The following is a 26,310-nucleotide window of genomic DNA, read 5'->3' as shown; positions in this document are numbered from 1 at the left end:
TGATGCTGATCCGGGCTGGTCTCATCCCGGCTGGCGTTGAGGGCGTAAGACCTCCGGGAGCGCCGCTCCCGCAGGCAGCCTGAGCCAGGAATCCCCGCCCTTCAGAGCGGGGAGGATGTCAATTGGTGAAGACGAGACTGACGTTGTGTCCGCCGAACCCGAACGAGTTGGTCAGGGCGGCAGACCACTGACCGGTGCGCCGCTCACCGCGGACCACGTCCAGGTCCACGCGCGGGTCGAGTTCGTCGAGGTTGCGTGTGGCCGGCACCGTGCCGTCCTTGAGTGCGAACAGGGCGGCCATGGCGCCAACTGTTCCGGACGCGCCCATCATGTGACCTGTCATCGACTTCGTCGCCGTCACCACGGCGTGGCTGCCGATCACTCGGCCGATCGCCTCGGCCTCCGCCAGGTCACCGGACTCCGTCGAGGTGGCGTGGGCGTGCACGACCCCGATGTCCGCCGGCGCCAGGCCGGCGTCGCGCAGCGCCAGTTCCATGGCGAAGGTCTGACCTTCCGCGTCGGAGGCCGTGATGTGCTGCGCGCTCGAACTCACGGCACTGCCGGCCAGCGTGCCGTAGGCACGTGCTTCACGGGCCCGGGCGAACTCGGCGCGTTCGAGCACCATCATCCCCGCGCCCTCGCCCATGACGAACCCGGACCGCGCTACGTCGAATGGGCGGGACACGGTCTCCGGGTCCACGGACTGCGTCGACAGGGCCTTCATCTGGGCGAATGCCGCGATGGTGAAGGGGTGCAGGCATGCCTCCACCCCACCTGCGACGACCACGTCCGCCCGCCCGCTGCGGATCAGATCCTGCCCCAGGGCAAGGGCCTCCGCCCCGGACGCACAGGCACTCACCGGAGTCCTGGCGCCTCCCCTCGCGCCCAGGTCCATGCTCACCCAGGCAGCCGGCCCGTTGGGCATCAGCATGGGGACCGCGAACGGCGACAGCCGGCGAATCCCGGCGCGTTCGAAGATGTCGTCCTGCCCCAGCGTGGTGAGGATGCCACCGGTCCCCGTACCAATGACGACGGCGAGTCGTTCCGGCTCGACCTGCGGAGCACCGGCGTCCTGCCAAGCTTCGCGCGCACTGAGGATGGCGACCTGCTCACCGCGGTCCAGCTTCCTGGCCTCGGTCCTCGGAAGCAGGGAGGCGGGGTCCACCGTGAGCCCGGCCGCAACGTGCACGGGCAGGTCCGTGGCCCACTCCTCCTCCAGGAAGCGCACCCCCGACTTACCGTCCAGCAGTCCCGACCACGACGACGGCGCATCGGCTCCCAGCGGCGTCATCGCACCGACGCCGGTCACCAGCACACGACCGTTACGGGTCACGCGAGCCTCCTTGAGTTGTATAGATGCTACATAGTCCCTGACTTGCTCTCATGGAGATCATGTCAGAGTGCAGAAGGGAACTCGGGGCAGGAGTTGACCGATTCGAAAGCGAGAGATTGTCCTCTTCAGACAATTACCGAGGTCGAGCTCATGGTGTCGTAGAAGCTGACGGCTGGTCGCCTGCTGGGTGTCACCGGGGCATGAGCTGTTCACAAAGGGGTGGGTCGACCGCCGAACGGCAGGAGCTCCGTGAGGGGTCATGGCTCCAGGCCGCGGACCGGCTCGCCCTGGGCGAGCCGAGTGCGGTGATCGCCAAGGACCTGCGGGTCGGTGTCCGGCCGGTCCAGCGGTGGCGGCGGACGTGGAACGCGGGCAGTCCGCGGGCCCCGCGTCGCTGCCGAGGCCGACAGACGCGAGTCAGGCCTGTCCCGGGGACTTCCCAGGGACTTTCCGCCAGGTAAGCGGGGCAGGCCACGACAGCGCTGAAAGATTCAAATGCGCAGGTCAGGGCCCATCCCGTCAGCACTCGATGATGTTCACCGCGAGCCCGCCGCGCGCCGTCTCCTTGTACTTCACGCTCATGTCCGCGCCCGTCTCCTTCATGGTCTTGATGACCTTGTCCAGGGAGACCTTGTGGCTGCCGTCGCCGCGCAGCGCCATCTTCGCCGCCGTGACGGCCTTGACCGCGGCCATGCCGTTGCGCTCGATGCAGGGGATCTGGACGAGACCGCCGACCGGGTCGCAGGTCAGACCGAGGTTGTGCTCCATGCCGATCTCGGCGGCGTTCTCGACCTGCTCGGGGGTGCCGCCGAGAACCTCGGCGAGGGCGCCCGCGGCCATCGAGCAGGCGGAGCCGACCTCGCCCTGGCAGCCGACCTCGGCGCCGGAGATGGAGGCGTTCTCCTTGAAGAGCATGCCGATGGCTCCGGCGGCGAGGAGGAAGCGGACGACGCCGTCCGCCTTCTCCGCCTCGGTGGCGCCGCCGGCCGCGAAATTCATGTAGTAGTGCAGCACGGCCGGGATGATGCCCGCGGCGCCGTTGGTGGGCGCGGTGACGACGCGGCCGCCTGCCGCGTTCTCCTCGTTGACCGCCATCGCGTAGAGGGTGATCCACTCCATCGCGTGGGCCTGCGGGTCGCCCCCGGCGCGCAGCTGGCGGGCGGTGTTCGCGGCGCGGCGACGGACCTTGAGGCCGCCGGGCAGGATGCCCTCGCGGGACATGCCGCGCGAGACGCAGGCCTGCATGACGTGCCAGATGTCCAGCAGGCCCGAGCGGATCTCGTCCTCGGTGCGCCAGGCCTTCTCGTTCTCCAGCATCAGCGAGGAGATGGACAGGCCGGTGTCCTGGGAGAGCCGCAGCAGTTCGTCGCCGGTACGGAAGGGGTGCTTCAGCACGGTGTCGTCGAGGACGATCCGGTCCTCGCCGACTGCGTCCTCGTCCACGACGAAGCCGCCGCCGACCGAGTAGTAGGTCTTCTCCAGCAGCGTCGAGCCGTCCCGGTCGAAGGCGAAGAGCGTCATGCCGTTGGCGTGGTACGGGAGGGCCTTGCGGCGGTGCAGGATCAGCTGCTCGTCGGCGTCGAAGCCGATCTCGTGCATGCCGAGCAGGCTGATCCGGCCGGTGGTGCGGATGCGTTCTATCCGGTCGTCGGCGGACTCCACGTCGACGGTGCGGGGCGACTCGCCCTCCAGGCCGAGCAGGACCGCCTTGGGGGTGCCGTGGCCGTGACCGGTCGCGCCGAGGGAGCCGTACAGCTCCGCGCGTACGGAGGCGGTGTGGGCGATGAGGCCCTCGTTCTTCAGCCGGCGCGCGAACATACGGGCGGCGCGCATCGGGCCGACCGTATGGGAGCTGGACGGGCCGATGCCGATCGAGAACAGGTCGAAGACCGAGATGGCCACGGAAGACTCCTCAGGGTTGGTAGACGTCGTCGTCTGCCGGGTGATGCGGTACGGACCGGTCGGTCCGAAGAACAGCGGGGACAAGGGGTGGGGCACCGCGCTCACTGCCCAGTGTGCGCGGTGCCCCGCCCGAAAGGTGCCGAACTGTGTCCCGAATTACGTCCCGGACCACTTCGGGACGGTCTGTGCGCCGGACTACTTCAGGCCGGGGTACAGCGGGAACTTCTCGGCCAGCGCGACGACGCGGGCCTTCAGGGCCTCCGCGTCGTAGGCCGGCTTGAGGGCCGACGCGATGATGTCCGCGACCTCGGTGAAGTCCGCGGCCTGGAAACCGCGGGTGGCCAGGGCCGGCGTACCGATCCGCAGACCCGAGGTGACCATCGGAGGCCGCGGGTCGTTCGGGATGGCGTTCCGGTTGACCGTGATGCCCAGCTCGTGCAGCCGGTCCTCGGCCTGCTGGCCGTCCAGCTCGGAGTTGCGCAGGTCGACCAGGACCAGGTGGACGTCCGTACCGCCGGACAGCACGGAGACACCGACCTCGGTGACGTCCGGCTGGACCAGGCGCTCGGCGAGGATGCGGGCGCCGTCCAGGGTGCGCTGCTGGCGCTCCTTGAACTCCTCGGTCGCCGCGACCTTGAACGAGACCGCCTTGGCCGCGATCACGTGCTCCAGCGGACCACCCTGCTGGCCCGGGAAGACCGCCGAGTTGATCTTCTTGGCCAGCTCCTGCGTGGACAGGATGACACCACCGCGCGGACCGCCGAGGGTCTTGTGCGTGGTGGTCGTGACGACATGGGCGTACGGCACCGGGTTGGGGTGCAGACCCGCGGCCACCAGGCCCGCGAAGTGCGCCATGTCGACCATCAGGTACGCGCCGACCTCGTCCGCGATGCGGCGGAAGGCGGCGAAGTCCAGCTGGCGGGGGTACGCGGACCAGCCGGCCACGATCAGCTTCGGCTTGGACTCCTTGGCCAGGCGCTCGACCTCGACCATGTCCACGACACCGGTGTCGTCGACATGGTACGGGACCACGTTGTAGAGCTTGCCGGAGAAGTTGATCTTCATGCCGTGGGTCAGGTGACCGCCGTGGGCCAGGTTCAGGCCCATGATCGTGTCGCCCGGCTTCAGCAGCGCGAACATCGCGGCGGCGTTGGCCTGCGCACCGGAGTGCGGCTGGACGTTCGCGGCCTCGGCGCCGAACAGCGCCTTGATGCGGTCGATGGCGATCTGCTCGACGACGTCGACGTGCTCGCAGCCGCCGTAGTAGCGGCGGCCGGGGTAGCCCTCGGCGTACTTGTTGGTGAGGACGGAGCCCTGGGCCTCCATGACCGCGACCGGAGCGAAGTTCTCCGAGGCGATCATTTCGAGGGTGGACTGCTGACGGTGGAGCTCGGCGTCGACGGCGGCGGCGACGTCGGGGTCCAGCTCGTGGAGGGATGAGTTGAGAAGCGACATCAGGTGGTCCCTTGGGGTCTTTAGTTGCCGGAGAACTCGGTGTACTCGTCTGCGGAGAGCAGGTCCTTCGGCTCCTCCGCCATACGTACCTTGAACAGCCAGCCGCCCTCGAACGGAGCGGAGTTCACCAGCGACGGGTCGTCCACGACGTCCTGGTTCGCCTCGGTGACCTCACCGGTCACCGGCGAGTACAGGTCGCTCACCGACTTGGTCGACTCCAGCTCGCCACAGGTCTCGCCCGCGGTCACGGTGTCACCGACCTCGGGGAGCTGGGCGTAGACGACATCGCCGAGCGCGTTGGCGGCGAACTCGGTGATACCGATCGTGGCCACACCGTCCTCGACGGCCGACAGCCACTCGTGCTCCTTGCTGTAACGCAGCTGCTGGGGGTTGCTCATGACCTGAATTCTCCTGTACGCGGGGGAGTGCTGATGAACGGTGGTCTTACGGTGTGAGACGCGAATGCGTCACTTCTGACGCTTGTAGAACGGCAGAGCCACGACCTCGTACGGCTCGTGGCTGCCCCGGATGTCCACTCCGACGCCCGCGGTGCCGGGCGCGGCGTGTGCGGCGTCCACGTACGCGATGGCGATCGGCTTGCCCAGGGTGGGCGAGGGGGCGCCCGAGGTGACCTCGCCGACGACCTCGCTGCCGGTCCCGCCCACGGCGACAACGGGGTAGCCGGCGCGGGGCACGCGGCGGCCCTCGGCGATCAGTCCGACCAGCTTGCGGGGCGGGGCGGCCTCGGCGCGCTCGGCGGCGGCCCGCAGGGCCTCGCGGCCGACGAAGTCGCCCTCCTTCTCGAACTTCACGACCCGGCCGAGACCGGCGTCGAACGGGGTCAGCCCGGTGGTCAGCTCGTGCCCGTAGAGCGGCATGCCGGCCTCCAGGCGCAGCGTGTCGCGGCAGGAGAGCCCGCACGGGATCAGGCCGCGCGAGGCGCCCGCCTCGGTGAGGGCCTTCCACAGCTGCTCGGCGTGGACGGGGGCGACGAACAGCTCGAAGCCGTCCTCGCCGGTGTAGCCGGTACGGGCGATCAGTGCGGGGACACCGGCGACCGTGCCGGGCAGACCGGCGTAGTACTTCAGCCCGTCCAGGTCGGCATCGGTGACGGCGGCCAGGATGGCGGGGGACTCGGGGCCCTGGACGGCGAGCAGCGCGTACGCGTCGCGGTCGTCGCGCACCGCGGCGTCGAAGCCGCCGGCCCGCGCGGTCAGCGCGTCCAGCACGGTCTGGGCGTTCCCGGCGTTGGCCACGACCAGATATTCGGGGGCCGCGTCCTCTCCGAGGCGGTAGACGATCAGGTCGTCCAGGATGCCGCCGTCCTCGGCGCAGATCATCGTGTAGCGGGCGCGGCCCACGGCGACGGTGCCGATGTTGCCGACCAGCGCGAAGTTCAGGAAGGCCGCGGCCTCGGGGCCGGTGACGGTGATCTCGCCCATGTGCGACAGGTCGAAGAGACCGGCCCTGGTGCGGACCGCGTTGTGCTCGTCGCGCTCGCTGCCGTACCGCAGGGGCATGTCCCAGCCCGCGAAGTCGGTCATGGTCGCGCCCAGCGAACGGTGCAGGGCATCGAGGGCAGTGAGACGGGGGGCGGTGCTCATGGATGTGGCTCCCGGGGCATGACGACGAGGACAATCCCTCCCCATCTGTCATCGGAACCTGAGAGGTTCGCCGAGAGCCCCCGAAGGGTTCGGCTTGCACCTTGGGTGGGGCCGCGGAGCGGCCCGCTTTTCAGATCTGCCTCATCCACGCGGTACGGGGCCTGAGAGATTCAAGGGAGGAACTTGCTCCTTCGGCGCCCGGCACATGCAGTGACCGGAACTCTCCCGCGCGGATTCAAGCGGCCTTTATGGAGTTGGCCGGGTCATCATCGCACGCATCGCGCCGGAGTGGGGCCCCGGTCCCTCACAGGAATCAGCGGCGTGGACGGTTGTGCTGCATTACCTTTTCTTTACACTTCAGGGGCATGTGTGGGGTGACCCGACAGGGGGAGGGGCGATGACGCTGCAGCGGTACGCGACGACCACGGAGGCCGCGCACGGCGCGATGCCCGCACAACCGGGGGCACCGGCCACCGGTACGCCCCGTCCGCACACGCCCGTGGTGCGGGACCTCCGGGAGCGGGCCGGGCGCAGCCCGCGCAGCCTGCGCTTCGGCGCGGGCGACGTGGTGGTGGTCTCCGGGCTGCCCGGCAGCGGCAAATCGACGCTCATCCGGCGGGCGGTGACGACGGCCCACGCCATCGACTCCCAGGACACCCGGGACCACTGGGCGCGGATCGTGCCCCGGTTACTCCCGTATGCCGTCTACCGCCCCTTCGTCCGCGTCGCCCACTACCGGAGGCTGTGGCGGGTGCTGCGCTCCGGTGAGTCCGTCGTCGTCCACGACTGCGGAACCCAGGCATGGGTACGCGGCTGGCTGGCCCGTGCGGCGCGGCGCCGGGGCCGGGTGCTCCACCTCGTCCTGCTCGACGTCACGCCACGTACGGCGAGGGAGGGCCAGCGGGAGCGCGGGCGCGGCGTCTCCGGATACGCGTTCGCCCGGCACCGCAGGGCGGTGGGAAGGCTGCTGCGGGACGCCGGGACCGGCCTGTTGCCGCCCGGGTGCGCCTCGGCGGTGCTGCTGGACCGCGCGGCGGCGGGGCGGCTGGACCGGATCGCTTTCGCCGACGCACAGGGCCCGGGAGCCGGACGTTAACCTTCTGCCGGAAGGCTCGGGGAAGAAGGGGAAGCAGTGGACATTCCGGCGCAGGGCCAGTCCCATCCGCAGGGCGGATGGCCCGCCAATGAGCTCGAAGAGGTGCTGATGGCCTCGGTGGGCAGCCCGGAGGCGGGCGGACGGCTCGTCGAGGTGCTCGGGCGCAGCCAGGTCTGGGTGCCCCTGCCCAACGGCGGCGGACCCGACTCCCCCGACCTGGACCTGCCGACGCTGGAGATCGAGGGCGCCGCGTACGTTCCCGTGTTCAGCTCCGAGCAGCAGTTCCTCAGCTGTGTCGGTACCTCCATGTCCTTCACCGTCGCGCCCGCCCGCGAGTTCGCCCGCGGACTGCCCCCGCAGCTCGGTGTGGCGGTGAACCCGGGCGGCGCCGTCGGGATGCCGCTGCCGCCGCCCGCCGTGGCCGAGCTCTGCCGCGCCGGACGCACCCCGCTGGACGGACCGGCCGGCGGAGGCCGCGTCCGGCTGTACGAGCCGGACTGGAAGGAAGAGCCCGTCGACTTCCTCGCCGCGGCGGCCGGCGAGTTCGAGGAGAGCGGCGTCGTGCGCACCGCCCGCCGGACCCTGGCCAGCATCGAGGGCGGTGAGCCCGTCCTCTTCATCGGTGTCGAGCTCTCCACCTGGGAGGGCGCCGACCGCACCGCCCCGATGGACGCCCTCGGCCGTGCGCTCGGCCGCGTCGAGGTGCCCTGGCCGGTCAATCTGGTCCTGCTCGATGTGGCGCAGGATCCGGTCGGGGACTGGATGCGGGAGAAGCTCCGGCCGTTCTACCAGCGCGCGGGCGAGTAGCACCCGGGACGGCGCCCGCGGACGGCTCCGGAGTGGATCACTGCGCCGGCCCGAGGCGTCAAGTCGGTGTCAGGACCGGCGCATAAGCTGGTTTGATGGCTGGTGCCACGGCATCATGCCGCACCCGTGTGCCCGGGAGCGGCGGGCCGACACAGTGGATCGAAGAGGGGCGGGACCAGGTGAGTGCGTCAGGCACCGCGGCGGCCGGGCAGGTCGAGCACATGCTGCGCCAAGTGACGCCCGGGCGCTACGACGCGTACGAGGCGCTGCTGCAGGCCCTCGCGCACGACCGGATCTGGATGCTCCTCTGGCACGGCCAGGCCGGCTCGCCCGACGCCCAGTACGGGAACATGGAGGTCGACGGCCTCGGCTACGCCCCCTGTGTGACCTCCGCCCAGGAGCTCTCGGTCAGCGGCTGGAACCGGGCCCACGAGCTGGTCACCGGCCGCGACATCGCCCGCGCCCTCTTCCCGGACCGCTGGGGCATCTGGCTCAACCCGCATGCCCCGGGCGGCGGCGTGGGCATCCCCTGGCTGGACCTGCGCCGGATCGCCACCGGTCTCGACCGGATGCCCGCGGGTCCGCTCCGGCTCACCGAGCCCGCCATCGAGATCCCGCAGTTCTACGCCCTGCTCACGCAGAACGCCCATCGCACCCCCGCGATCCGCTCGCTGCGCCGTGCCTGGGTGCAGCCCGCGCTCGGCGTCCCGTATCTCGCCATCGGCCTCGATCTCTACGACACGAGCCAGACCTCGGTCGACGCGGTGCGCGCGATGATGCAGCAGTCGATCGGCGCGGTCCCGGACGGGCTGCCCGTCTCCACGGTCGCGATGTCCGACGAGTACGACCCCGTCGCGATGTGGCTGCGCGCCAACACCCGCCCGTTCTACGACCGCGAGGCCCACGCCCCGGCGGCCGGCTACGGCTACCCGCCGCAGGGCGCGTACTGAGCCTGCCCGCAGCGCAGCCGTAGATACCGGAGCCGCCCGGGAAGCAGCCGTCCGCCTCTCTGCGCCCGGAATGCAGGTGTACGTGCCAGGTGTGCCGGGAATGCATGCGTACGGTCCTGATTCCCGGAACGCGACGAACTGGTACGGCACCAACTCCCGGATCCCCGACCGCTTTGCCGACTCCTGCCGTGCGCGGCCGCGCTTCCGTGCGCTTCGTGGGCCCCTGTGCGGTTCCATGCCCCCATGTCCGGGATTTCCGTGCTGGGGATGGCTGATGGTGAATGCGGGGTGAATCTGTTCCCGTGCCCTCTTCCAGCTCAACTGACCAGTGTTCGGCGGGCGTTCACATCCGTCCGGATAACGGAACACCCCTGACCGCATCACGGTTAGGCATCCATTCGCCTGACGGTATGGCTACCTCGCGCAACAGCAATGAAGACTCCCGCACCAAGGGCGTCCTGCCGCCTCCGCGTACGACTGACTGATCCGCGCCGCCACGGCGGCCAGTTCGGCCCGGCCACCGCCGGTTGAGAGGGGTCCTTGCCACGATGACGGCACCATTGCACGAGCCGACCACGGAAGCGGACCCGATCGCGACCGGTGGTCCCGCGGCCGAGTCCGGGACGAAGAAGGTCGAGGGGCGCTCCCTCAAGCAGATCGCCTGGAACCGCCTCAAGCAGGACAAGGTCGCTCTGACGGGTGGCATCGTTGTCCTCGTCCTGATCGTGGTGGCGGTCTTCGCGCCCCTCATCGTGGGCCTGCTGGGGCACCCGCCGAACGACTTCCACCAGGACAAGCTCGACCCGCTGACCAATCTCCCCACCGGCTCCCTCGGCGGTATGAGCGGCGACTTCCTCTTCGGCGTCGAGCCCAACAAGGGGCGCGACGTCTTCAGCCGGATCGTCTACGGCGCCCGGATCTCGCTCCTCGTGGCGTTCCTGGCGGCCCTGGTCGCGGTGGCGCTCGGCACGCTCTTCGGGATCATCGCCGGATACTTCGGCGGCTGGGTGGACGCGGTGATCAGCCGGGTCATGGACGTGCTGCTGTCCTTCCCGCAGCTCCTGTTCATCATCTCCCTCGTCTCGGTCCTCCCCGACGATCTGCTCGGCCTCTCCGGCAGCGGGGTGCGCATCGCCGTACTCGTCGTCGTCATCGGCTTCTTCGGCTGGCCGTACGTGGGACGCATCGTCCGGGGCCAGACGCTCTCGCTGCGTGAGCGCGAGTACGTGGAGGCGGCGCGCAGCCTCGGCGGCGGACGGGCGCACATCCTCTTCCGCGAGCTGCTGCCGAACCTGGTGGCACCGATCACCGTCTACGCGACGCTCATGATCCCCACCAACATCCTCACCGAAGCGGCCCTCAGCTTCCTCGGCGCGGGTGTGCGGCCGCCCACGGCCTCCTGGGGCGGCATGCTGCGCGATGCCCTGGAGACGTACGAGCACGACCCGATGTTCATGGTCTTTCCCGGCGTGACGATCTTCATCACCGTGCTGGCCTTCAACCTCTTCGGGGACGGGCTGCGCGACGCCCTGGATCCCAAGGGGACCCGATAACCCACGACTTGCCCCTGCCGCACTGTCAGGTGGCTCTTCCCATGGTTCTCCGGCAAGCAAAGGCCTGGGACCGCGATCTCGGAGGTTACGAGAAAATGTCCACAGTTACCTCGAAGCGACGGCTCACCGCTGGTGCGGCCCTCGTGGTCGCGGCGCTGATGACCACCACCGCGTGCGGCGGCGATGACAGCGGCAACGGCGACGGCAACTCGAAGGCCGCCGGGTTCAACGCGGCGTTCAACAAGGTCGCCAACCCGTCCACCAAAAAGGGCGGAACGCTGAGGATGGTCGGCAAGCAGGACCTCGACTCCGCCGACCCCCAGCGTGCCTACTACGGCATGGCCTGGGACTTCATGCGCTTCTACACCCGCCAGCTGGTCACGTACGACACCAAGCCCGGTGCCGCCTCCACCAAGCTGGTCGGCGACCTCGCCACCGGTCCCGCGGTGATCTCGGACGACGGCAAGACGTACACGTACAAGCTGCGCCCCGGCATCACCTGGGAGGACGGCTCCAAGCTGACCTCCAAGGACGTCAAGTACGGCATCGAGCGCATCTGGGCGACGGACACCATCACCGGTGGGCCGCAGTACCTGAAGCAGACGCTGGACCCCAAGAGCGAGTACAAGGGCCCCTACAAGGACTCGTCGCCGGACAAGCTCGGCCTGAAGGCGATCGAGACGCCGGACGACAGCACCATCATCTTCAAGCTGCCCAAGCCCAACGGTGACTTCGAGCAGTTCCTCGCCATGCCGTCCGGCACGCCCGTGAAGGCGTCGGAGGACACCAAGGCGAAGTACACCCAGCGGCCGTTCTCCTCGGGCCCGTACAAGTTCGAGTCGTACAAGCCGGGCAAGAACATCGTCCTCGTCCGCAACGACAAGTGGCAGAAGTCCTCGGACCCGGTGCGCGCCGCCCTCCCGGACAAGATCACCGTGACGATCTCCGCCAACCTGGAGGAGAACGACAAGAAGCTGATGGAGGGCGACTACGACGTCGACCTCAACGGCACCGGCATGACCCAGTCCGGCCGCGTCACCGCCATTCAGAAGCACAAGGGCAGCGTCGACAACATGCTGACGTCCTTCGTCCGCTACGTCGCCCTCGTCCACACGGCCAAGCCGCTGGACGACGTCCACTGCCGCAAGGCCGTCTTCTACGCCACGGACTTCGCCGGCCTCCAGCAGACCCGCGGTGGTGAGATCGCCGGTGGCGAGATCGCCAACAGCACGCTGCCGACCTCCATCAAGGGCCACAGCGACTACGACCCGTACGGCATTCTCGCCCGCAAGGGCAAGCCGGACGCGGCCAAGGCCAAGGACGAGCTGAAGCAGTGCGGTCACCCCGACGGCTTCTCGACCAAGCTCACCGCCCGTAACAACAACCCGGGTGAGGTCGACGCGGCCGAGGCGTTCCAGGAGCAGCTCGGCAAGGTCGGCATCAAGGTCGAGGTCGACCCGATCGACGGTGCCGAGTCCTCCAGCATCACCGGTTCGCCGGCCGTCGTGAAGAAGCGCGGCTACGGCATGACGATGAGCGGCTGGGGCCCGGACTTCCCGTCCGGCCAGGGCTTCGGCCAGCCGCTGTGGGACAGCCGGTTCCTGTCGGACACCGGTAACTACAACGAGTCGCAGATCAAGGACCCGCAGATCGACAAGCTCTTCGACGACGCGATCGCGCAGACCGACCCGGTCAAGGCCGGCGAGGTCTACAAGGCTCTCGACAAGCGGATCCTCGACCAGGCCGACTGGATGCCCTTCCTCTACGAGAAGAACATCACCTGGCGCGGCGACCGGCTGACGAACGTCTACATGTCCGACGCCTACAGCGGCCGTTACGACTACGTCTCCCTCGGCGTCGTCAAGTAGTCGCTGCTGTAGCCAACAGCATTTGCAGTCAACCCGGTTGACTGCCCCACCGCCGCCGAAACCCGCCAGTCCGAAGGGCAGGTGATGGCCGGGGCGGTGGTCGGGAACCCTACGAGGTTCCCGGCCACCGCCGGGCCGCGCACAGTGCTTGCTTATCTCATCCGGCGCCTGTTCGCCGTAGTCATCATGGTGCTCGTCGTACTGCTCGCGACCTTCACCATCTTCTTCATGCTGCCCAAGTGGGCGGGTCAGGACGTCGCCGTCCTCTTCGCCGGCAAGGCCACGGGTGCCGAGCAGCTCGCGGGCATCCGGATCAAACTGGGTCTCGACGACCCCCTTCTCGTCCAGTTCTGGGACTTCGTCAAGGGCATCCCGATGGGGCGCGACTACGCGAACGGTGACGACGTCACCCACTGCGCCGCACCCTGTTTCGGCTATTCCTTCCGCACCGAGGTGCCGGTCTGGACCACCCTCAAGGACGCCCTGCCCGTCACCGGCGCACTCGCCGCCGGAGCCTGCGTCCTGTGGCTCCTCGGTGGTGTCGCCACCGGTGTGGTGTCCGCGCTCCGGCGCGGCAGCATCTGGGACCGCGCCGCGATGACCACCGCCCTCGGCGGTGTCTCGCTGCCGATCTTCTTCACCGGCATGGTCGCGATGGGCCTGTTCGTACACACCCTCGGCTGGGTGCACATCGCCGACAACCTCTCCACCGACGACGGCATCGGCACCTGGTTCCAGACACTGATCCTGCCGTGGATCGTGCTCGCCTTCCTGAACGCCGCGATGTACGCCCGGCTCACCAGAGCCACCATGCTCGAAGTGCTCGGCGAGGACTACATCCGCACCGCCCGCGCCAAGGGGCTGGGCGAGGGCACCGTCATCACCCGGCACGCCCTGCGGTCCGCGATGACGCCGATCCTCACCGTCTTCGGCCTCGACATCGGTGTGCTCCTCGGCGGCGCCGTGCTCACCGAATCCACGTTCAACCTGCCGGGGCTCGGGCTCGCGGCGGTCCAGGCCATCAGCAACAAGGACCTGCCGGTGATCCTCGGCGTCACCCTGTTCGCGGCTCTCGCGATCGCCGTCGCCAACCTCGTCGTCGACATTCTGTACGCCGTCATCGACCCGCGAGTGAGGCTGGGATGACCGAACTGCACAAGAGCGGTGCCGCGCTGGGCGAGCCCGCCCCGGCGGGCTCGCCCGCTCCCACCGCCTTCCTCGAAGTGCGCGACCTCAAGGTGCACTTCCCGACCGACGACGGGCTGGTCAAGTCCGTCGACGGGCTCAACTTCCAGCTGGAGAAGGGCAAGACCCTCGGCATCGTCGGCGAGTCCGGCTCCGGCAAGTCGGTCACGTCGCTGGGCATCATGGGCCTGCACACCGCGGGCCAGTACGGCAAGCGCAAGGCGCAGGTCTCCGGCGAGATCTGGCTGGACGGCAAGGAACTGCTGTCCGCGGACCCCGACGAGGTGCGCAGGCTGCGTGGCCGCGACATGGCCATGATCTTCCAGGACCCGCTGTCCGCGCTGCACCCGTACTACACGATCGGCAAGCAGATCGTGGAGGCGTACCGGGTCCATCACGACGTGGACAAGAAGACCGCCCGCAAGCGCGCGGTCGAGATGCTCGACCGGGTCGGCATCCCGCAGCCCGACAAGCGCGTCGACAGCTACCCGCACGAGTTCTCCGGCGGGATGCGCCAGCGCGCGATGATCGCCATGTCGCTGGTCAACAACCCCGAGCTGCTGATCGCCGACGAGCCGACGACCGCGCTGGACGTGACCGTCCAGGCGCAGATCCTCGACCTGATCCGGGATCTGCAGAAGGAGTTCGGCTCCGCGGTCATCATCATCACCCACGACCTGGGCGTCGTGGCCGAGCTCGCCGACGACATCCTGGTGATGTACGGCGGGCGCTGCGTCGAGCGCGGACCGGCCGAGAAGGTGTTCTACGAGCCCCGGCACCCCTACACCTGGGGTCTGCTGGGCTCGATGCCACGTCTCGACCGCGACCAGACCGACCGGCTCATCCCGGTCAAGGGTTCCCCGCCGTCGCTCATCAACATCCCGTCGGGCTGCGCCTTCAACCCGCGCTGCCCGTACGCGGACGTGCCCAAGGACGACGTGACCCGCACCGTACGGCCCGAGCTGCAGGAGGTCGGCAGCCGGCACTGGGCGGCCTGCCACATGTCGCAGGAGCAGCGGGAGCGTATCTGGACCGAAGAGATTGCGCCCAAGCTGTGAGCGAGGACAAGGCCGTGACGAGCGAGGACAAGGGCGTGGACGTTCCGGCGCAGAGGCCTGCCGGGGGCGGCGTGGCGGTCGCGGAGGCCGCGGAGGCCGCCTCCCGCGAGGTGCTGCTCAAGGTGACCGGGCTGCAGAAGCACTTCCCTCTCAAGAAGGGCATGCTGCAGCGCAGCGCCGGTGCGGTGAAGGCCGTCGACGGGATCGACTTCGAGGTGCGCGCGGGCGAGACCCTGGGCGTCGTCGGGGAGTCCGGCTGCGGAAAGTCGACGATGGGCCGGCTGATCACCCGGCTCCTCGAACCCACCGCGGGGAAGGTCGAGTTCGAGGGGAGGGACATCACGCACCTCGGCGTCGGCGCCATGCGCCCGATGCGCCGCGACATGCAGATGATCTTCCAGGACCCGTACTCCTCGCTGAACCCCCGGCACACGATCGGCACGATCGTGGGCGCCCCCTTCAAGCTGCAGGGCGTCACGCCCGAGGGCGGCGTCAAGAAGGAGGTGCAGCGGCTGCTGGAGGTGGTGGGACTCAATCCCGAGCACTACAACCGCTATCCGCACGAGTTCTCCGGCGGCCAGCGCCAGCGCATCGGGATCGCCCGCGCGCTCGCGCTCAACCCCAAGCTGGTCGTGGCGGACGAGCCGGTGTCGGCGCTGGACGTCTCCATCCAGGCGCAGGTGGTCAACCTGCTCGACGACCTCCAGGCCGAGCTGGGTCTGACGTACGTGATCATCGCCCATGACCTCTCGGTCGTCCGGCACGTCTCGGACCGGATCGCGGTGATGTACCTCGGCAAGATCGTGGAGCTGGCCGACCGCGAGTCGCTCTACAAGGCGCCGATGCATCCGTACACCAAGGCGCTGCTCTCGGCGGTGCCGATCCCGGACCCGAAGCGCCGTTCGGCCAAGAGCGAGCGCATCCTGCTGAAGGGCGACGTCCCGTCGCCGATCTCGCCGCCCAGCGGCTGCCGCTTCCACACCCGGTGCTGGAAGGCGACGGAGGTCTGCACGACGCAGGAACCGCCGATGGTCGCGCTGAAGACCGGGCACCGGGTGGCCTGCCACCATCCGGAGAACGCGCCGGACCAGGCGCCCGGCGAGACGGTGACGGCACAGGCGCGCCAGGCGGTCGAGATCGTCACGGTGCGGAAGTCCGAAGCCGACAAGCCCGAAGCCGCCGAGCCCGAAGCCGACAGGACCGCGACCGACGAGGCCGCGGCCGCCGGGACCGCGGTCGCTGCGACCGTGGCCAGTGAGAACGCGGCCGGTGAGAACGCGGCCGATGACGGCCCCGCACCGTCCGATACGCCGGAGGACAGCTCGAAGGAGTAGTACCGGCACAATTGCCCGGTGCTCAACGAACTGTTCACGCCCTCCGTCCAGCATGCGCTCGACATCGTCGGAATCTTCGTCTTCGCGATCTCCGGCGCACTGCTCGCCGTACGCAAGAACTTCGATGTCTTCGGCATCGCGGTACTCGCCGAGGTGACCGCGCTGGGCGGGGGGCTGTTCCGTGACATCGTCATCGGGGCGGTCCCGCCGGCGGCGTTCACGGACCTCGGCTACTTCACGACCCCGCTGCTCGCCGCCGGTCTGGTGTTCTTCCTGCATCCGCAGGTCGAGCGGATCCAGGTGGGCGTCAACGTCTTCGACGCGGCCGGCCTCGGGCTGTTCTGCGTCACGGGCACGGTCAAGGCGTACGACTACGGCCTCGGCCTCACCGCGTCGGCGGCCCTGGGCCTGGCCACCGCGGTCGGCGGCGGTGTGCTGCGCGACGTACTGGCCAACGAGGTGCCCTCACTGCTGCGCTGGGACCGCGATCTGTACGCCGTGCCCGCGATCGTCGGCGCCACGATGATCGTGCTCTGCATCCGCTTCGACGCGCTCAACGCGTTCACCAGCGGCACCGCGGTGATCATGGCCTTTGTGCTGCGGCTGCTCTCGATGCGTTACCACTGGCGGGCCCCGCGCGCCTACAACCGGCGGTCGGCGACGGCCGAGGAGTGAACCGGGCCACCGGATACGGCTTCGCAGCCCTGCGGACTGCGTACCCCGACACTTTCCGGCCATAAAAAAAGCTACCGCTCAGTAATAAAATCGGTGTACGGTGCTTCGCATGGCACAGGCAGCAGAGCAGGTGGCGCGGACCGCGCAGGCAACCATCGGGGACAGCGAGTTCGACCGCGACACCGCCGTCACCCTTCGCGAAGAAGGCGTCTACGACGCCGAGCTCTCCGCCGGATGGACGATCATCCACGCGGTCAATGGCGGCTATCTGCTGGCCATGCTCGGCCGAGCGCTCGGCGAGGCCCTGCCGCACCCGGACCCGTTCTCGGTCTCCGCGCACTACCTCACCGCGTCCGTCCCGGGGCCCGCGGTGATCCGCACCCAGACGGTCCGTACCGGCCGCACCCTCTCCACCGGCCAGGCCTCCCTCTTCCAGTACGCGCAGGACGGCACCGAGGTCGAACGCATCCGGGTCCTCGCCACCTACGGCGATCTGGACGCGCTGTCCGACGACGTCCGCACCTCGGCGAAGCCGCCGGCCATCCCGCCGTCGGCGCACTGCCTCGGTCCGGCCGACGGCCCGGCCCCGATCCCGGGCAGTTCCGCGATCACCGAGCGGCTCGACATCAAGCTCGACCCCGCGACGGTCGGCTGGGCCGTCGGCGCCCCCTCCGGCAAGGGTGAGATGCGCGGCTGGTTCGGCCTCGCGGACGGCCGCGACGCCGACCCGCTCTCGCTGCTGCTCACCGTCGACGCGCTGCCGCCCACCTCGTTCGAGCTGGGACTCAAGGGCTGGACGCCGACCATCGAACTCACCACCCACATCCGCTGCCGTCCCGCCCCCGGCCCCCTGCGTGTCTCGATCACCACCCGCAACCTCGCGGGCGGTTTCCTGGAGGAGGACGCGGACGTCTGGGACAGCGCGGACCGGCTGGTGGCCCAGTCCCGTCAGCTGGCGCGGGCTCCGCGCTCCTGAGGACCGTCCCGTGGTCCCCGGCAGGCGCTCGGGGGGAAGCTGGAGGGGCGGGCGCACGCGCGATGCGCGGGGCCGGGCAGCGATGCGCCCGGCATACGCCCCACCCCGGGCTCGTAGAATCGAGCTCACCATGGCTTACCTCGACCACGCCGCGACCACGCCGATGCTTCCGGAAGCGATCGAGGCGATGACCGCCCAGCTCGCCGTCACCGGTAACGCGTCCTCACTGCACGCCGCCGGGCGCCGGGCCCGCCGTACCGTCGAGGAGTCGAGAGAGACCCTCGCCGACGCCCTTGGCGCACGCCCCAGCGAGGTGGTCTTCACCGCCGGGGGCACCGAGGCGGACAACCTCGCGGTGAAGGGCCTGTACTGGGCCCGGCGCGCCGCCGACCCCCGTCGCACCCGGGTGCTGGCCAGTCCGGTCGAGCACCACGCGGTGCTGGACGCGGTCGACTGGCTCGCCGGACACGAGGGCGCGAACGTCGAATACCTCCCCGTCGATCAGTACGGGCGCGTCCACCCGGACGTACTGCGCGAAGCGATTCTCAAAAACCCCGACGACGTCGCGCTGGTCACCGTGATGTGGGCCAACAACGAAATCGGCACGATCGCGCCGGTGCGCGAACTGGCCTCCGTCGCCCGCGAGTTCGATGTTCCGATGCATGCCGACGCGGTGCAGGCGTTCGGGCAGCTCGAAGTCGACTTCGCCCGGTCCGGGCTGGCCGCGATGACGGTCAGCGCGCACAAGATCGGCGGACCGTTCGGCGTCGGCGCGCTGCTGCTCGGCCGCGAGTACGCCCCCGTGCCCGTGCTCCACGGTGGCGGCCAGGAGCGGCACGTCCGCTCGGGCACCCTCGACGTGCCCGCCATCACCGCCTTCGCCGTCGCGGGACGGCTGGCCGCGGACGGGCGCGAGGAATTCGCCCGCGAGATCGGAAGCCTCCGCGACGACCTCGTCGCGCGGGTGCTGGCGGCCGTGCCGGACGCCGTCCTCGGCGGGGACCCGGCCCCGGGCGGCCGGCTCCCCGCCAACGCCCACTTCACCTTCCCCGGCTGCGAGGGCGACTCCCTGCTCCTGCTGCTGGACGCCCAGGGCATCGAATGCTCCACCGGCTCCGCGTGCACCGCGGGCATCGCCCAGCCGAGCCACGTCCTGCTCGCCACCGGCACCGACCCGGACCTGGCCCGCGGCACCCTGCGCTTCTCGCTCGGCCACACAACCACCGAGCAGGACATCGACGAGGTGGCACGCGCGATCGGACCGGCGGTGGAGCGGGCACGGACGGCCGGGCTCAGCTGACCGGCGCGGGCATCGCGTCCCACCGGGCATCGCGTCCCACCGGGCGACGGTGTCCGGCCGGGTGATCACGCCTTGCCGGGTGACGGCGTGCGCCGAGCGGCCGCGTCCCGCCGGCGACCGCGGCCGTCGGCGGTTCTGTGGTCAGGAGGTCCGCGCCGCCCGGACCAGCTTCAGATACCGGTCCCAATCCCAGTGCTTCCCCGGGTCGGTGTGGTCCGTGCCCGGCACCTCCGCGTGCCCGAGGATGTGCTCCCGGTCCACCGGTATCCCGTACCGCCCGCAGATCGCTGCCGTCAGCCGCGCCGACGCCTCGTACATCGCCGCTGTGAAGTCCTGCGGACGGTCCACGAAGCCCTCGTGCTCGATGCCGACACTGCGTTCGTTGTACGACCTGTTCCCCGCGTGGAACGCCACGTCCAGCTCACGGATCATCTGCGTCACATGGCCGTCCTTGCGCACCACGTAGTGCGCCGCCGCGCCATGTCCCGGGTCCTGGAAGACCTCTATTGCGCTCCGGTAGCCGCCCTGGGTGACATGGATGACTATCCGGTCGACCGGATAGTCGGCGGGGCGGTCGGCCCGCCGCCAGTTCGCCGGGGATGCCGATATCCACTCGGCACGGGCGTAATCCACCTCGCCCGGCTTTCGGGGCTTGTCCACCCCCGGCAGCCGCCACCAGGCGCGCTCCAGCTTCTCCCGCGCCAGCACCGCGGTACCCGCGGCCGTGACGGCCGCGCCGATCAGCAGCGCGCGCCGACTGATGCCACGCCCGGACCCCTCGGCGCCCGCCGTCCCCTTGCTCCCCATGTGATCCACAACGCATAGCCGCGAGCGTTCGGTTCCCGGCGCCCCGTACTCTGGTGGAGTTATGACTCAGACTTCCCAGCGTCCCCTCCGTGTGCTCGCCGCCATGTCCGGCGGTGTCGATTCCGCTGTCGCCGCGGCCCGCGCCGCCGAGGCGGGTCACGACGTGACCGGTGTGCACCTCGCCCTCTCCGCGAACCCGCAGTCCTTCCGTACCGGAGCACGCGGCTGCTGCACGATCGAGGACTCCCGCGACGCGCGCCGCGCCGCGGACGTCATCGGCATCCCGTTCTACGTCTGGGACCTGGCGGAACGCTTCCGCGAGGACGTCGTGGACGACTTCATCGCCGAGTACGAGGCCGGGCGCACCCCCAACCCGTGCCTGCGCTGCAACGAGAAGATCAAGTTCGCCGCGCTGCTCGACAAGGCCCTCGCGCTCGGCTTCGACGCCGTGTGCACCGGCCACTACGCCACTGTCGTGCTGAACGAGGACGGCAGCCGTGAGCTGCACCGCGCCTCCGACATGGCCAAGGACCAGTCGTACGTCCTCGGCGTCCTGGACGAGAAGCAGCTCGCCCACGCGATGTTCCCGCTCGGCGACACCCTCACCACCAAGGACGAGATCCGCGCCGAGGCCGAGCGGCGGGGCCTGGCCGTCGCCAAGAAGCCCGACAGCCACGACATCTGCTTCATCGCCGACGGCGACACCCAGGGCTTCCTGGCGAGCCGGCTCGGCGCGGCCGAGGGCGACATCGTCGACGAGTCGGGCACGAAGGTCGGCACCCACGAGGGCGCCTTCGGCTTCACCATCGGCCAGCGCAAGGGCCTGCGCATCGGACACCCCGCCCCCGACGGCAAGCCGCGCTACGTCCTGGACATCTCCCCGGTGAACAACACGGTGACGGTCGGCCCGGTCGAGTCCCTCGACGTCACCGCGCTCACCGCCATCAGGCCCCGCTGGTGCGGCACCGCCCCGGTCGGATCCGGCACGTACACCGCCCAGCTCCGGGCCCATGGCGGCGAGACCCAGGTGACGGCCGAACTGGTCGACGGCACCCTGAACGTCTCGTTCACCGAGCCGGTGCGGGGCGTGGCCCCCGGCCAGGCGGTCGTGCTCTACGACGGCACCCGCGTGGTCGGCTCGGCGACGATCGCGACGACGGTGCGCAGTGAGACGGCGGCGGCTTCCGGCTGACCGCCGGAGGCTGGCCGGTACAGAGCCCATTCCAACCCGACGGAGTGGGCGGGCGGTTGGTGGACGGCACCAAGCGAAGCTCCTGGTAGACGGGTTCACGATATCGGCGGTCCACCGGGAGTGCTCACGAACCTGGGCTCGACGAACAGCGCCAGGTAGTCCCGCCGTGCCCCGGCCACCGATGAACGCGCACACCAGAGGCTCGCCCACACCTTTCTCTGGGGGTGCCGCTCTGGCTCCGATCTGCTTCCGCCTGGCCATCGCCGCCTGAGCCCGTGGGTCACTCACTGGCGCTACGCTGTGAGGAGTTGACGCAGCGCCAGTGGAGTGGACGGGGGACCACGTGACGCAGGACGACGCGGCGCAGGACGAGGGCCGGATGGACGTGGACTCCATAGTCCGGGCGGCTACGGAGGTTGCGAAGGTCGCTGAGGAACGCGGCACGCCTATTAACCACTACATCGCCGCTGGCAACATGGCCATCAACCTTGGTCGGATTGAGGGTGACCAGCACGCATCCGACCAGGATCTGTCAGGTGGGGCCGAACCCGCTGCGGCTGCATCCGCACGGCCGGAGTCGTTGGCGGAGCAGCGGCAGAAGTTCCACTTTGAGTTTCTGAACCACTCGCTCAAGCAAGCCGAGTGGACGTTCCGCCTCAGCGTTTGGTTTATGACGGGCGGTGCTCTTGTGATCCTTGCGGGGGCGATCCTGGCGCTCGTGTATGCCGGGAACCCAGATGTCAGCTTCCTGCCATACGTTACGGCCCTGACGGGCGCGCTGATCACAGTTGGGGGCGGAGCGTTGGCGTTGCATTCGAAGCGCACGATGGCCAACCTCACGAAGCAGGCGGAGCACAACGAAGGCAAGGTCGATGTTGATCACAAGCTCGAAATGGCCACGATCTTCATTGACCGCGTGGACGACCCGGAGCGCAAGGACCGGCTCAACTCGGCCGCAGCGATGAAGGCGCTCGACATGCAGTCGAGTCCAGAGGTTATGGTCGACCGCCTCCTGCCTGGGCAGGAGCCCCGGCAGCTCGGTGATATCGAGCCGGGCGGTTCCCCCCGCTGAACAGCACGAGGCCCCCGGAGATACCCCGGGGGTCTCTTGCGTACTCGCTGGGCCTGGGAGGCCGGGGCGGGGTCTCGTGCGCTCCGTGGTGCCACCGGAGGCAGGGACGACCTACGCGGAGGGCTGGGACTGCGATCCCTCCGGTTGTTCTTCCTCAGTGCGCTCATGCTTCAGGTCACGCCAGGCGATCCGAGCACGACGTGCCGAAGCGAAAACGTCGGGCAGCTGGTCGAGGAACCCCCGGATGGCGAAGAGCAGGATCGACAGCACACCAAAGAATGCGAGGATGCCGAGCGTCACGGCCGCGTCCAACAGTCTCAGTACCTTTCAGACAGGTGACCGAGCCGGGTCTCTTGCGCAGGGCATTCGTCAGCTCGGCCACGGTGAAGTGGCTCGAACCGAGAAGCCCCACGCTCGACGCAACGCTGGGTGTCTCAGTGGCCGAGGCGGGTGCGCTCGGCAATACAGTGGTTGGTGCGCTAAGTCCGTGGCGAGTCGAATGCTCCTCAAGCGACTTTGCGAGCCGACATCGATTGGATGTGACCGGCAGGTATCCAACCCGCCTGTCTCATCCCGGTCTCGCGCCTCCTGGAACGCCCTGCACCATCTGGATGCAGATCACAAGAAGCGAAGCAAAGGGCTTCGACTGCGTGCGAGAGCTTGCAACCTCCCACACGCAGAACTGATGGTAGGTCAAGCGCCATCGGTCGCGCAGCTCCACCTGGCACAAGTGAGCCCCGTCTCAGTCGGATTGACTGGACGGGGCTCAGGTGCCGGAGACCGGGGCGACCTACGCGGCGATGGGCGGCTCCTCGTCATCCGCCGGGGGCGGCAGCTCCTCGTTAATCCGAAGCGGAAGCTCGGGCGCCTTGGTGTTTCTCGATCAGCTGAGAACGATCCCGTCGGCCTTCACTCCGAGCACCAGCGCACGGAGTGCGGCCCGGTTCGTCGTGACGACGCGTTCCGGGCTCTCGCTCTCGCGGATCGCGATGTCTGTGCCCTCTGCTGCGGCAACCTCGACGCAGTTGTTGCCGCCGCCTGCGCAGAACGAAGAGCGTTGCCAGTAGCGTTCGGGCATGTCTTGACCTCTCACAGCTCGCGGGCGATTGACCGGATGAGTCCTCGCGAATCTTCGGGAGAGAGCGCGGAGCCTTCCATCAGGTCCAAAAGGGAACGATAGTTCCCCAGTGGCGTCGGGGCATCAAGGAATTGGCCGCCGAACGAGGTGTCGAGTTGGACCGTGTCAAGTTGTGGGACGGAACCCTCGGCGTAGAGGACCGACTGTCCGGCGCCGTGGAAGGCGCCCGCGCTGAACGGGATGACCAGCAGCGTCACGTGATCCAACTCGGATACGTCCGCCAGATGGTTGAGCTGTCGGCGGGACACGTCCCGGCCGCCGAACTCAAGCCGCAACGCGGCCTCGTGGATGATGCCGAGGTACGGCGTTGGGTTCTCTCCGCTGACGACGGCCTGGCGATCCATGCGGTGGGCTACCCGGAGTTCCACTTCCAGTCGGGGCAGTTGCGGCACCGCGAAGTCGAAGATCGCCCGCGCGTGCTCCTCGATCTGGAAGAGGCCCGGCAGGTGGACGGTCTGTGCTGTCCGGATGCGCGTAGCGAAGTGCTCGATCTCGGAGACGTCGAGATGGCCGTCGGGGAGCTTGCCCCGGTACTCGTCCCACCAGTGTCGCGCTCGTCGGCGCCCTGCCATCAAGGCGAGTGCGTCGACCAACGCTGAGTCCGGACATCCGTAGTGACAGGCGATCTGACGGACGCGTAACTCGCTGAGTCCGGTGCGGGCGGCCTCAATGTTGGAGATCATTGTGCGGTCCGCGCCGAGCATTGCGGCCGCCTCCTGAATCGAGATGCCGGCCTGTTCGCGCATGCGCCGGACCTCAACGGCCAGGCGACGTTGACGGCCAGTGGGTGCATTTCGTGGAGCCATGAGTCCTCTCTCGGGCGCACACAGTCTTGCAGGGGTCCGTGGAGCGGTCCAGCGACCCAGAGGCGACTCACTCGTTCGTGAAAAAATGCTCACATGTGAGTCGAAGTGCCTTAGCTTGTGACCTGCGCCGCCAATGTCACCGGAGGTTGCGGAAGCGCACCGATCTACCCCGCCCACCCGGGAACGGCGGATCCCGGACGGGCATTGCCACCGACACCACGGCAGCCAACCATCCATGGCGCACGTCCACTTGAGACCACTCGCACGCACCCAGGAGGTGCCCGTGAGGAACGAACCCACCCCCTACGCCCCGTACGCCCACCACCCCGTCCCCATTCCCTTCGCCGAACCCTGGAGTTACGAACTCGCCTTCCCCTGCGACCCGCGCAGCCCCCGCATCGCCCGCACCACCCTCCGCGCCATCCTCGGCGCACATGAGCTGGTCGAACTCAGCTACCGCGCCGAGCTGTTGACGTCCGAGCTCACCACCAACTCCGTACGGCACACCAAGGGCCCGGCCGCCGTTCGGCTCCAGTGGCGGCACCCGGTGCTCCGGATCAGCGTCCGGGACATGAGCCCGGACCTGCCCAAGCCGTATGCGCCGCCCGCCGACCCTCACGCCGAAGCCGGGCGGGGCATGGCCATCCTCGAACTCGTCGCCGACCGCTGGGGCGGATGCGCCATAGGGGAAGGGGAATTGGGATCGGGTGGCAAGACCATCTGGTTCGAGCTGGCGCTCACCACCTGACCGCGACCGCGCGCTGTCCAGCGCGGGGCTCCTCCAGGCGGTCGCCCGCACCAACCGCCCGTACCGGGGGAAGCGTTGGGGGCAGGTCGTCGACTTCATCGGGATCGGCCCGGAACTCGCCCGCTCGCTCGGAGAGTACGAAAAGGCACACCTCCGCGAACTGTACGGCTACGACACGTCCGTGGCCCGTCGCCGGTACCTCGACGGGGGTGACGACTTCAGCCCGCGCCGCTACGGTGCCAAGATCCGGCAGGTGATGGCACGGCACCTGAAGGTGTCGGGGATCGAGCAGCGGATCCCGCCCGTCGACCTCACCGCCGCGGACTTCATGGAACGAGTCAACGCCAACAGCGACCCGCGTGCCCGCGTCTCCTACATGACCGGTTCGGTCAAGGTACGCATCGTCGCGGAGATCGGCTCCGACCGGGCCCGCTACACCCGCTTCAGCCGGCGTCTCGACGAGATCCTCCAGGAGATGCGGGACGACTTCGAGCAGGCCGCTGCTGAGCTCACCCAGCTCGTCGGCGACATGAACACGAACGAGGCCGAGGGCGCCGGTGCCGGCAGCGGACTCGACCCGTTGACCGAGCGGCCGGTCCACGGACTGCTCGTACAGGAGCTGGAGGAAGATGCACTGACCCCGCCGGGCGCCGACCTGATCGCAGCCGCTCGTGCCCTCACCGTGGAGATCGCCGGCCACGTGCGCTCACCGGACATCGTGCACCTGACGGACACCAGGGACCGGGTCCGCAAGCAACTTCGTGTCAGTCTGGAGACACACGTCTCTCTGGACTGGGAGGACACCGGCCCGCTTGCCGGGCTCCTGGTGGAACTGGCCGTCGAGCGCCGTGACGGACTTCCTGCGGTACGGGGAGCAAAACGGGCGCTGAGCGAGGGGCGCCCCAGGGAAACCGTGTTGTCGGATGGTAGGAACGCCCCGTGAGTACTCCCGTCCACCAGGCGATCGCGGCGCTCCCCGTGCCGGGGGAGTGGACGTGGCAGGTCGTCGTACGGCCCCGGCGGCGCACCCTCGGCATCGAGGTCGCCGACGGCGGGGACATCCTGTTTGCCGTGCCGCCGGACGCCGACCCGGCCGCGGTCGCGCAGGCCGTGCGGACACGGCTGCCGCGGCTGGCGCGCGAGGTCCGGCGCAGGCGGACCAGACCGGACGAGCCGGTCAAGGAACTCGTCGGCGGTACCGGCTTTGCCTACCTGGGCCGACGTCACCGGCTGAAGCTGCTGTCGTCGGCAGAAGCGGGCCGGGTGCGACTGCACCGGGGGTGGCTGGAGCTGCCACGATCACGCACGGTCGACGAAGGCGCACGCCAGATCGCCCAGTGGTACGAGGCTTGCGGCACCCGATGGCTCTCCGGGCGACTGCCCTCGTACGCGTCCCGCTTCGCGACGACGGTGCGGCGGGAGACCGCGGCCGCCGGCTGACCGGCCCCGCC

The 26,310-nt window shown here is 69.3% G+C and carries 25 protein-coding genes and 1 riboswitch; of the genes, 16 read left to right on the top strand and 9 right to left on the bottom strand.

Features of this window, described 5'->3' with window-relative positions:
- Positions 1 to 118: 118 nt before the first annotated feature.
- From ACF08M_RS28330 to gcvT, 5 genes are all read right to left on the bottom strand, one after another.
- Positions 119 to 1,333, bottom strand: coding sequence for a beta-ketoacyl-[acyl-carrier-protein] synthase family protein (locus ACF08M_RS28330; RefSeq protein WP_392188095.1), 1,215 nt, complete (start codon positions 1,331 to 1,333; stop codon positions 119 to 121).
- A 519-nt stretch (positions 1,334 to 1,852) separates the two neighbouring features.
- Positions 1,853 to 3,235, bottom strand: coding sequence for an L-serine ammonia-lyase (locus tag ACF08M_RS28325; protein WP_392188094.1), 1,383 nt, complete (start codon positions 3,233 to 3,235; stop codon positions 1,853 to 1,855).
- Positions 3,236 to 3,430: 195 nt separating this feature from the next.
- The gene (gene glyA, locus ACF08M_RS28320) at positions 3,431 to 4,690 is read right to left on the bottom strand and encodes a serine hydroxymethyltransferase (RefSeq protein ID WP_392188093.1); all 1,260 of its coding nucleotides are present in this window, start codon (positions 4,688 to 4,690) and stop codon (positions 3,431 to 3,433) included.
- Between the two features lie 20 nt (positions 4,691 to 4,710).
- Positions 4,711 to 5,088 (bottom strand): glycine cleavage system protein GcvH, encoded by a 378-nt coding sequence (gcvH, locus tag ACF08M_RS28315; protein WP_392188092.1) that lies wholly within the window; start codon positions 5,086 to 5,088, stop codon positions 4,711 to 4,713.
- Between the two features lie 69 nt (positions 5,089 to 5,157).
- A complete protein-coding gene (gcvT, locus tag ACF08M_RS28310; protein ID WP_392188091.1) occupies positions 5,158 to 6,294 on the bottom strand; it encodes a glycine cleavage system aminomethyltransferase GcvT in 1,137 nt (378 codons plus the stop codon).
- Positions 6,295 to 6,434: 140 nt separating this feature from the next.
- Positions 6,435 to 6,532: riboswitch (glycine riboswitch) on the bottom strand.
- Positions 6,533 to 6,691: 159 nt separating this feature from the next.
- On the opposite strand from gcvT, the gene ACF08M_RS28305 reads away from it, so the two are divergent.
- From ACF08M_RS28305 to ACF08M_RS28255, 11 genes are all read left to right on the top strand, one after another.
- On the top strand, positions 6,692 to 7,390 hold the full coding sequence (locus ACF08M_RS28305) for an AAA family ATPase (protein WP_392188090.1): 699 nt from the start codon (positions 6,692 to 6,694) through the stop codon (positions 7,388 to 7,390).
- 36 nt (positions 7,391 to 7,426) lie between these two features.
- Positions 7,427 to 8,197, top strand: a complete 771-nt coding sequence (locus ACF08M_RS28300) for an enhanced serine sensitivity protein SseB (RefSeq protein WP_392188089.1) — start codon at positions 7,427 to 7,429, stop codon at positions 8,195 to 8,197.
- A gap of 179 nt (positions 8,198 to 8,376) precedes the next feature.
- Positions 8,377 to 9,147: an enhanced serine sensitivity protein SseB C-terminal domain-containing protein gene (locus ACF08M_RS28295; RefSeq protein ID WP_392188088.1), complete on the top strand. Its 771-nt coding sequence runs from the start codon at positions 8,377 to 8,379 to the stop codon at positions 9,145 to 9,147.
- 548 nt (positions 9,148 to 9,695) lie between these two features.
- Positions 9,696 to 10,700 carry an ABC transporter permease gene (locus ACF08M_RS28290; RefSeq protein ID WP_392188087.1) on the top strand — a complete coding sequence of 335 codons (1,005 nt, stop codon included), beginning with the start codon at positions 9,696 to 9,698 and terminating at the stop codon, positions 10,698 to 10,700.
- Between the two features lie 95 nt (positions 10,701 to 10,795).
- On the top strand, positions 10,796 to 12,568 hold the full coding sequence (locus ACF08M_RS28285; RefSeq protein ID WP_392188086.1) for an ABC transporter substrate-binding protein: 1,773 nt from the start codon (positions 10,796 to 10,798) through the stop codon (positions 12,566 to 12,568).
- Between the two features lie 144 nt (positions 12,569 to 12,712).
- Complete coding sequence (locus ACF08M_RS28280; RefSeq protein WP_392188085.1) at positions 12,713 to 13,714, top strand: ABC transporter permease; 1,002 nt, start codon at positions 12,713 to 12,715, stop codon at positions 13,712 to 13,714.
- Positions 13,711 to 14,811: an ABC transporter ATP-binding protein gene (locus ACF08M_RS28275; protein WP_392188084.1), complete on the top strand. Its 1,101-nt coding sequence runs from the start codon at positions 13,711 to 13,713 to the stop codon at positions 14,809 to 14,811. Before ACF08M_RS28280 ends, ACF08M_RS28275 begins: the two co-directional genes overlap by 4 nt.
- Positions 14,812 to 14,846: 35 nt before the next feature.
- Positions 14,847 to 16,145 carry an ABC transporter ATP-binding protein gene (locus ACF08M_RS28270; protein ID WP_392188098.1) on the top strand — a complete coding sequence of 433 codons (1,299 nt, stop codon included), beginning with the start codon at positions 14,847 to 14,849 and terminating at the stop codon, positions 16,143 to 16,145.
- A gap of 18 nt (positions 16,146 to 16,163) precedes the next feature.
- Positions 16,164 to 16,820, top strand: a complete 657-nt coding sequence (locus ACF08M_RS28265; RefSeq protein ID WP_392188083.1) for a trimeric intracellular cation channel family protein — start codon at positions 16,164 to 16,166, stop codon at positions 16,818 to 16,820.
- Between the two features lie 109 nt (positions 16,821 to 16,929).
- Positions 16,930 to 17,796, top strand: coding sequence for a thioesterase family protein (locus ACF08M_RS28260; RefSeq protein ID WP_392188082.1), 867 nt, complete (start codon positions 16,930 to 16,932; stop codon positions 17,794 to 17,796).
- A gap of 130 nt (positions 17,797 to 17,926) precedes the next feature.
- Entirely contained in the window at positions 17,927 to 19,096 is a 1,170-nt protein-coding gene (locus ACF08M_RS28255) for a cysteine desulfurase family protein (RefSeq protein ID WP_392188081.1), read from the top strand.
- A gap of 141 nt (positions 19,097 to 19,237) precedes the next feature.
- Here the strand turns inward: ACF08M_RS28255 and ACF08M_RS28250 are convergent, their stop codons facing one another.
- Positions 19,238 to 19,903, bottom strand: a complete 666-nt coding sequence (locus ACF08M_RS28250) for an N-acetylmuramoyl-L-alanine amidase (RefSeq protein ID WP_392188080.1) — start codon at positions 19,901 to 19,903, stop codon at positions 19,238 to 19,240.
- A 61-nt stretch (positions 19,904 to 19,964) separates the two neighbouring features.
- On the opposite strand from ACF08M_RS28250, the gene mnmA reads away from it, so the two are divergent.
- Both mnmA and ACF08M_RS28240 read left to right on the top strand, forming a co-directional pair.
- Positions 19,965 to 21,095, top strand: coding sequence for a tRNA 2-thiouridine(34) synthase MnmA (gene mnmA / locus ACF08M_RS28245; RefSeq protein ID WP_392188079.1), 1,131 nt, complete (start codon positions 19,965 to 19,967; stop codon positions 21,093 to 21,095).
- Between the two features lie 343 nt (positions 21,096 to 21,438).
- Entirely contained in the window at positions 21,439 to 22,167 is a 729-nt protein-coding gene (locus ACF08M_RS28240) for a hypothetical protein (protein WP_392188078.1), read from the top strand.
- A gap of 111 nt (positions 22,168 to 22,278) precedes the next feature.
- Here the strand turns inward: ACF08M_RS28240 and ACF08M_RS28235 are convergent, their stop codons facing one another.
- The 3 genes from ACF08M_RS28235 to ACF08M_RS28225 form a co-directional block, all read right to left on the bottom strand.
- Positions 22,279 to 22,467 (bottom strand): hypothetical protein, encoded by a 189-nt coding sequence (locus tag ACF08M_RS28235; RefSeq protein ID WP_392188077.1) that lies wholly within the window; start codon positions 22,465 to 22,467, stop codon positions 22,279 to 22,281.
- 583 nt (positions 22,468 to 23,050) lie between these two features.
- Positions 23,051 to 23,245 carry a DUF397 domain-containing protein gene (locus ACF08M_RS28230; protein ID WP_392188076.1) on the bottom strand — a complete coding sequence of 65 codons (195 nt, stop codon included), beginning with the start codon at positions 23,243 to 23,245 and terminating at the stop codon, positions 23,051 to 23,053.
- 11 nt (positions 23,246 to 23,256) lie between these two features.
- The gene (locus ACF08M_RS28225; protein ID WP_392188075.1) at positions 23,257 to 24,111 is read right to left on the bottom strand and encodes a helix-turn-helix transcriptional regulator; all 855 of its coding nucleotides are present in this window, start codon (positions 24,109 to 24,111) and stop codon (positions 23,257 to 23,259) included.
- A gap of 283 nt (positions 24,112 to 24,394) precedes the next feature.
- Between ACF08M_RS28225 and ACF08M_RS28220 the strand changes: the two genes are divergently transcribed.
- From ACF08M_RS28220 to ACF08M_RS28210, 3 genes are read left to right on the top strand one after another with little or no spacing between them, the layout of a single operon-like run.
- Positions 24,395 to 24,859, top strand: a complete 465-nt coding sequence (locus tag ACF08M_RS28220) for an ATP-binding protein (RefSeq protein ID WP_392188074.1) — start codon at positions 24,395 to 24,397, stop codon at positions 24,857 to 24,859.
- A complete protein-coding gene (locus ACF08M_RS28215) occupies positions 24,819 to 25,802 on the top strand; it encodes a hypothetical protein (RefSeq protein WP_392188073.1) in 984 nt (327 codons plus the stop codon). Before ACF08M_RS28220 ends, ACF08M_RS28215 begins: the two co-directional genes overlap by 41 nt.
- Positions 25,799 to 26,299, top strand: coding sequence for a YgjP-like metallopeptidase domain-containing protein (locus tag ACF08M_RS28210; protein ID WP_392188072.1), 501 nt, complete (start codon positions 25,799 to 25,801; stop codon positions 26,297 to 26,299). Before ACF08M_RS28215 ends, ACF08M_RS28210 begins: the two co-directional genes overlap by 4 nt.
- Positions 26,300 to 26,310: the final 11 nt, after the last annotated feature.

The sequence above is a fragment of the Streptomyces sp. NPDC015032 genome, from assembly GCF_043080425.1.
GTDB lineage: Bacteria > Actinomycetota > Actinomycetes > Streptomycetales > Streptomycetaceae > Streptomyces.
This window is presented reverse-complemented; position numbering and strand designations above follow the sequence as displayed.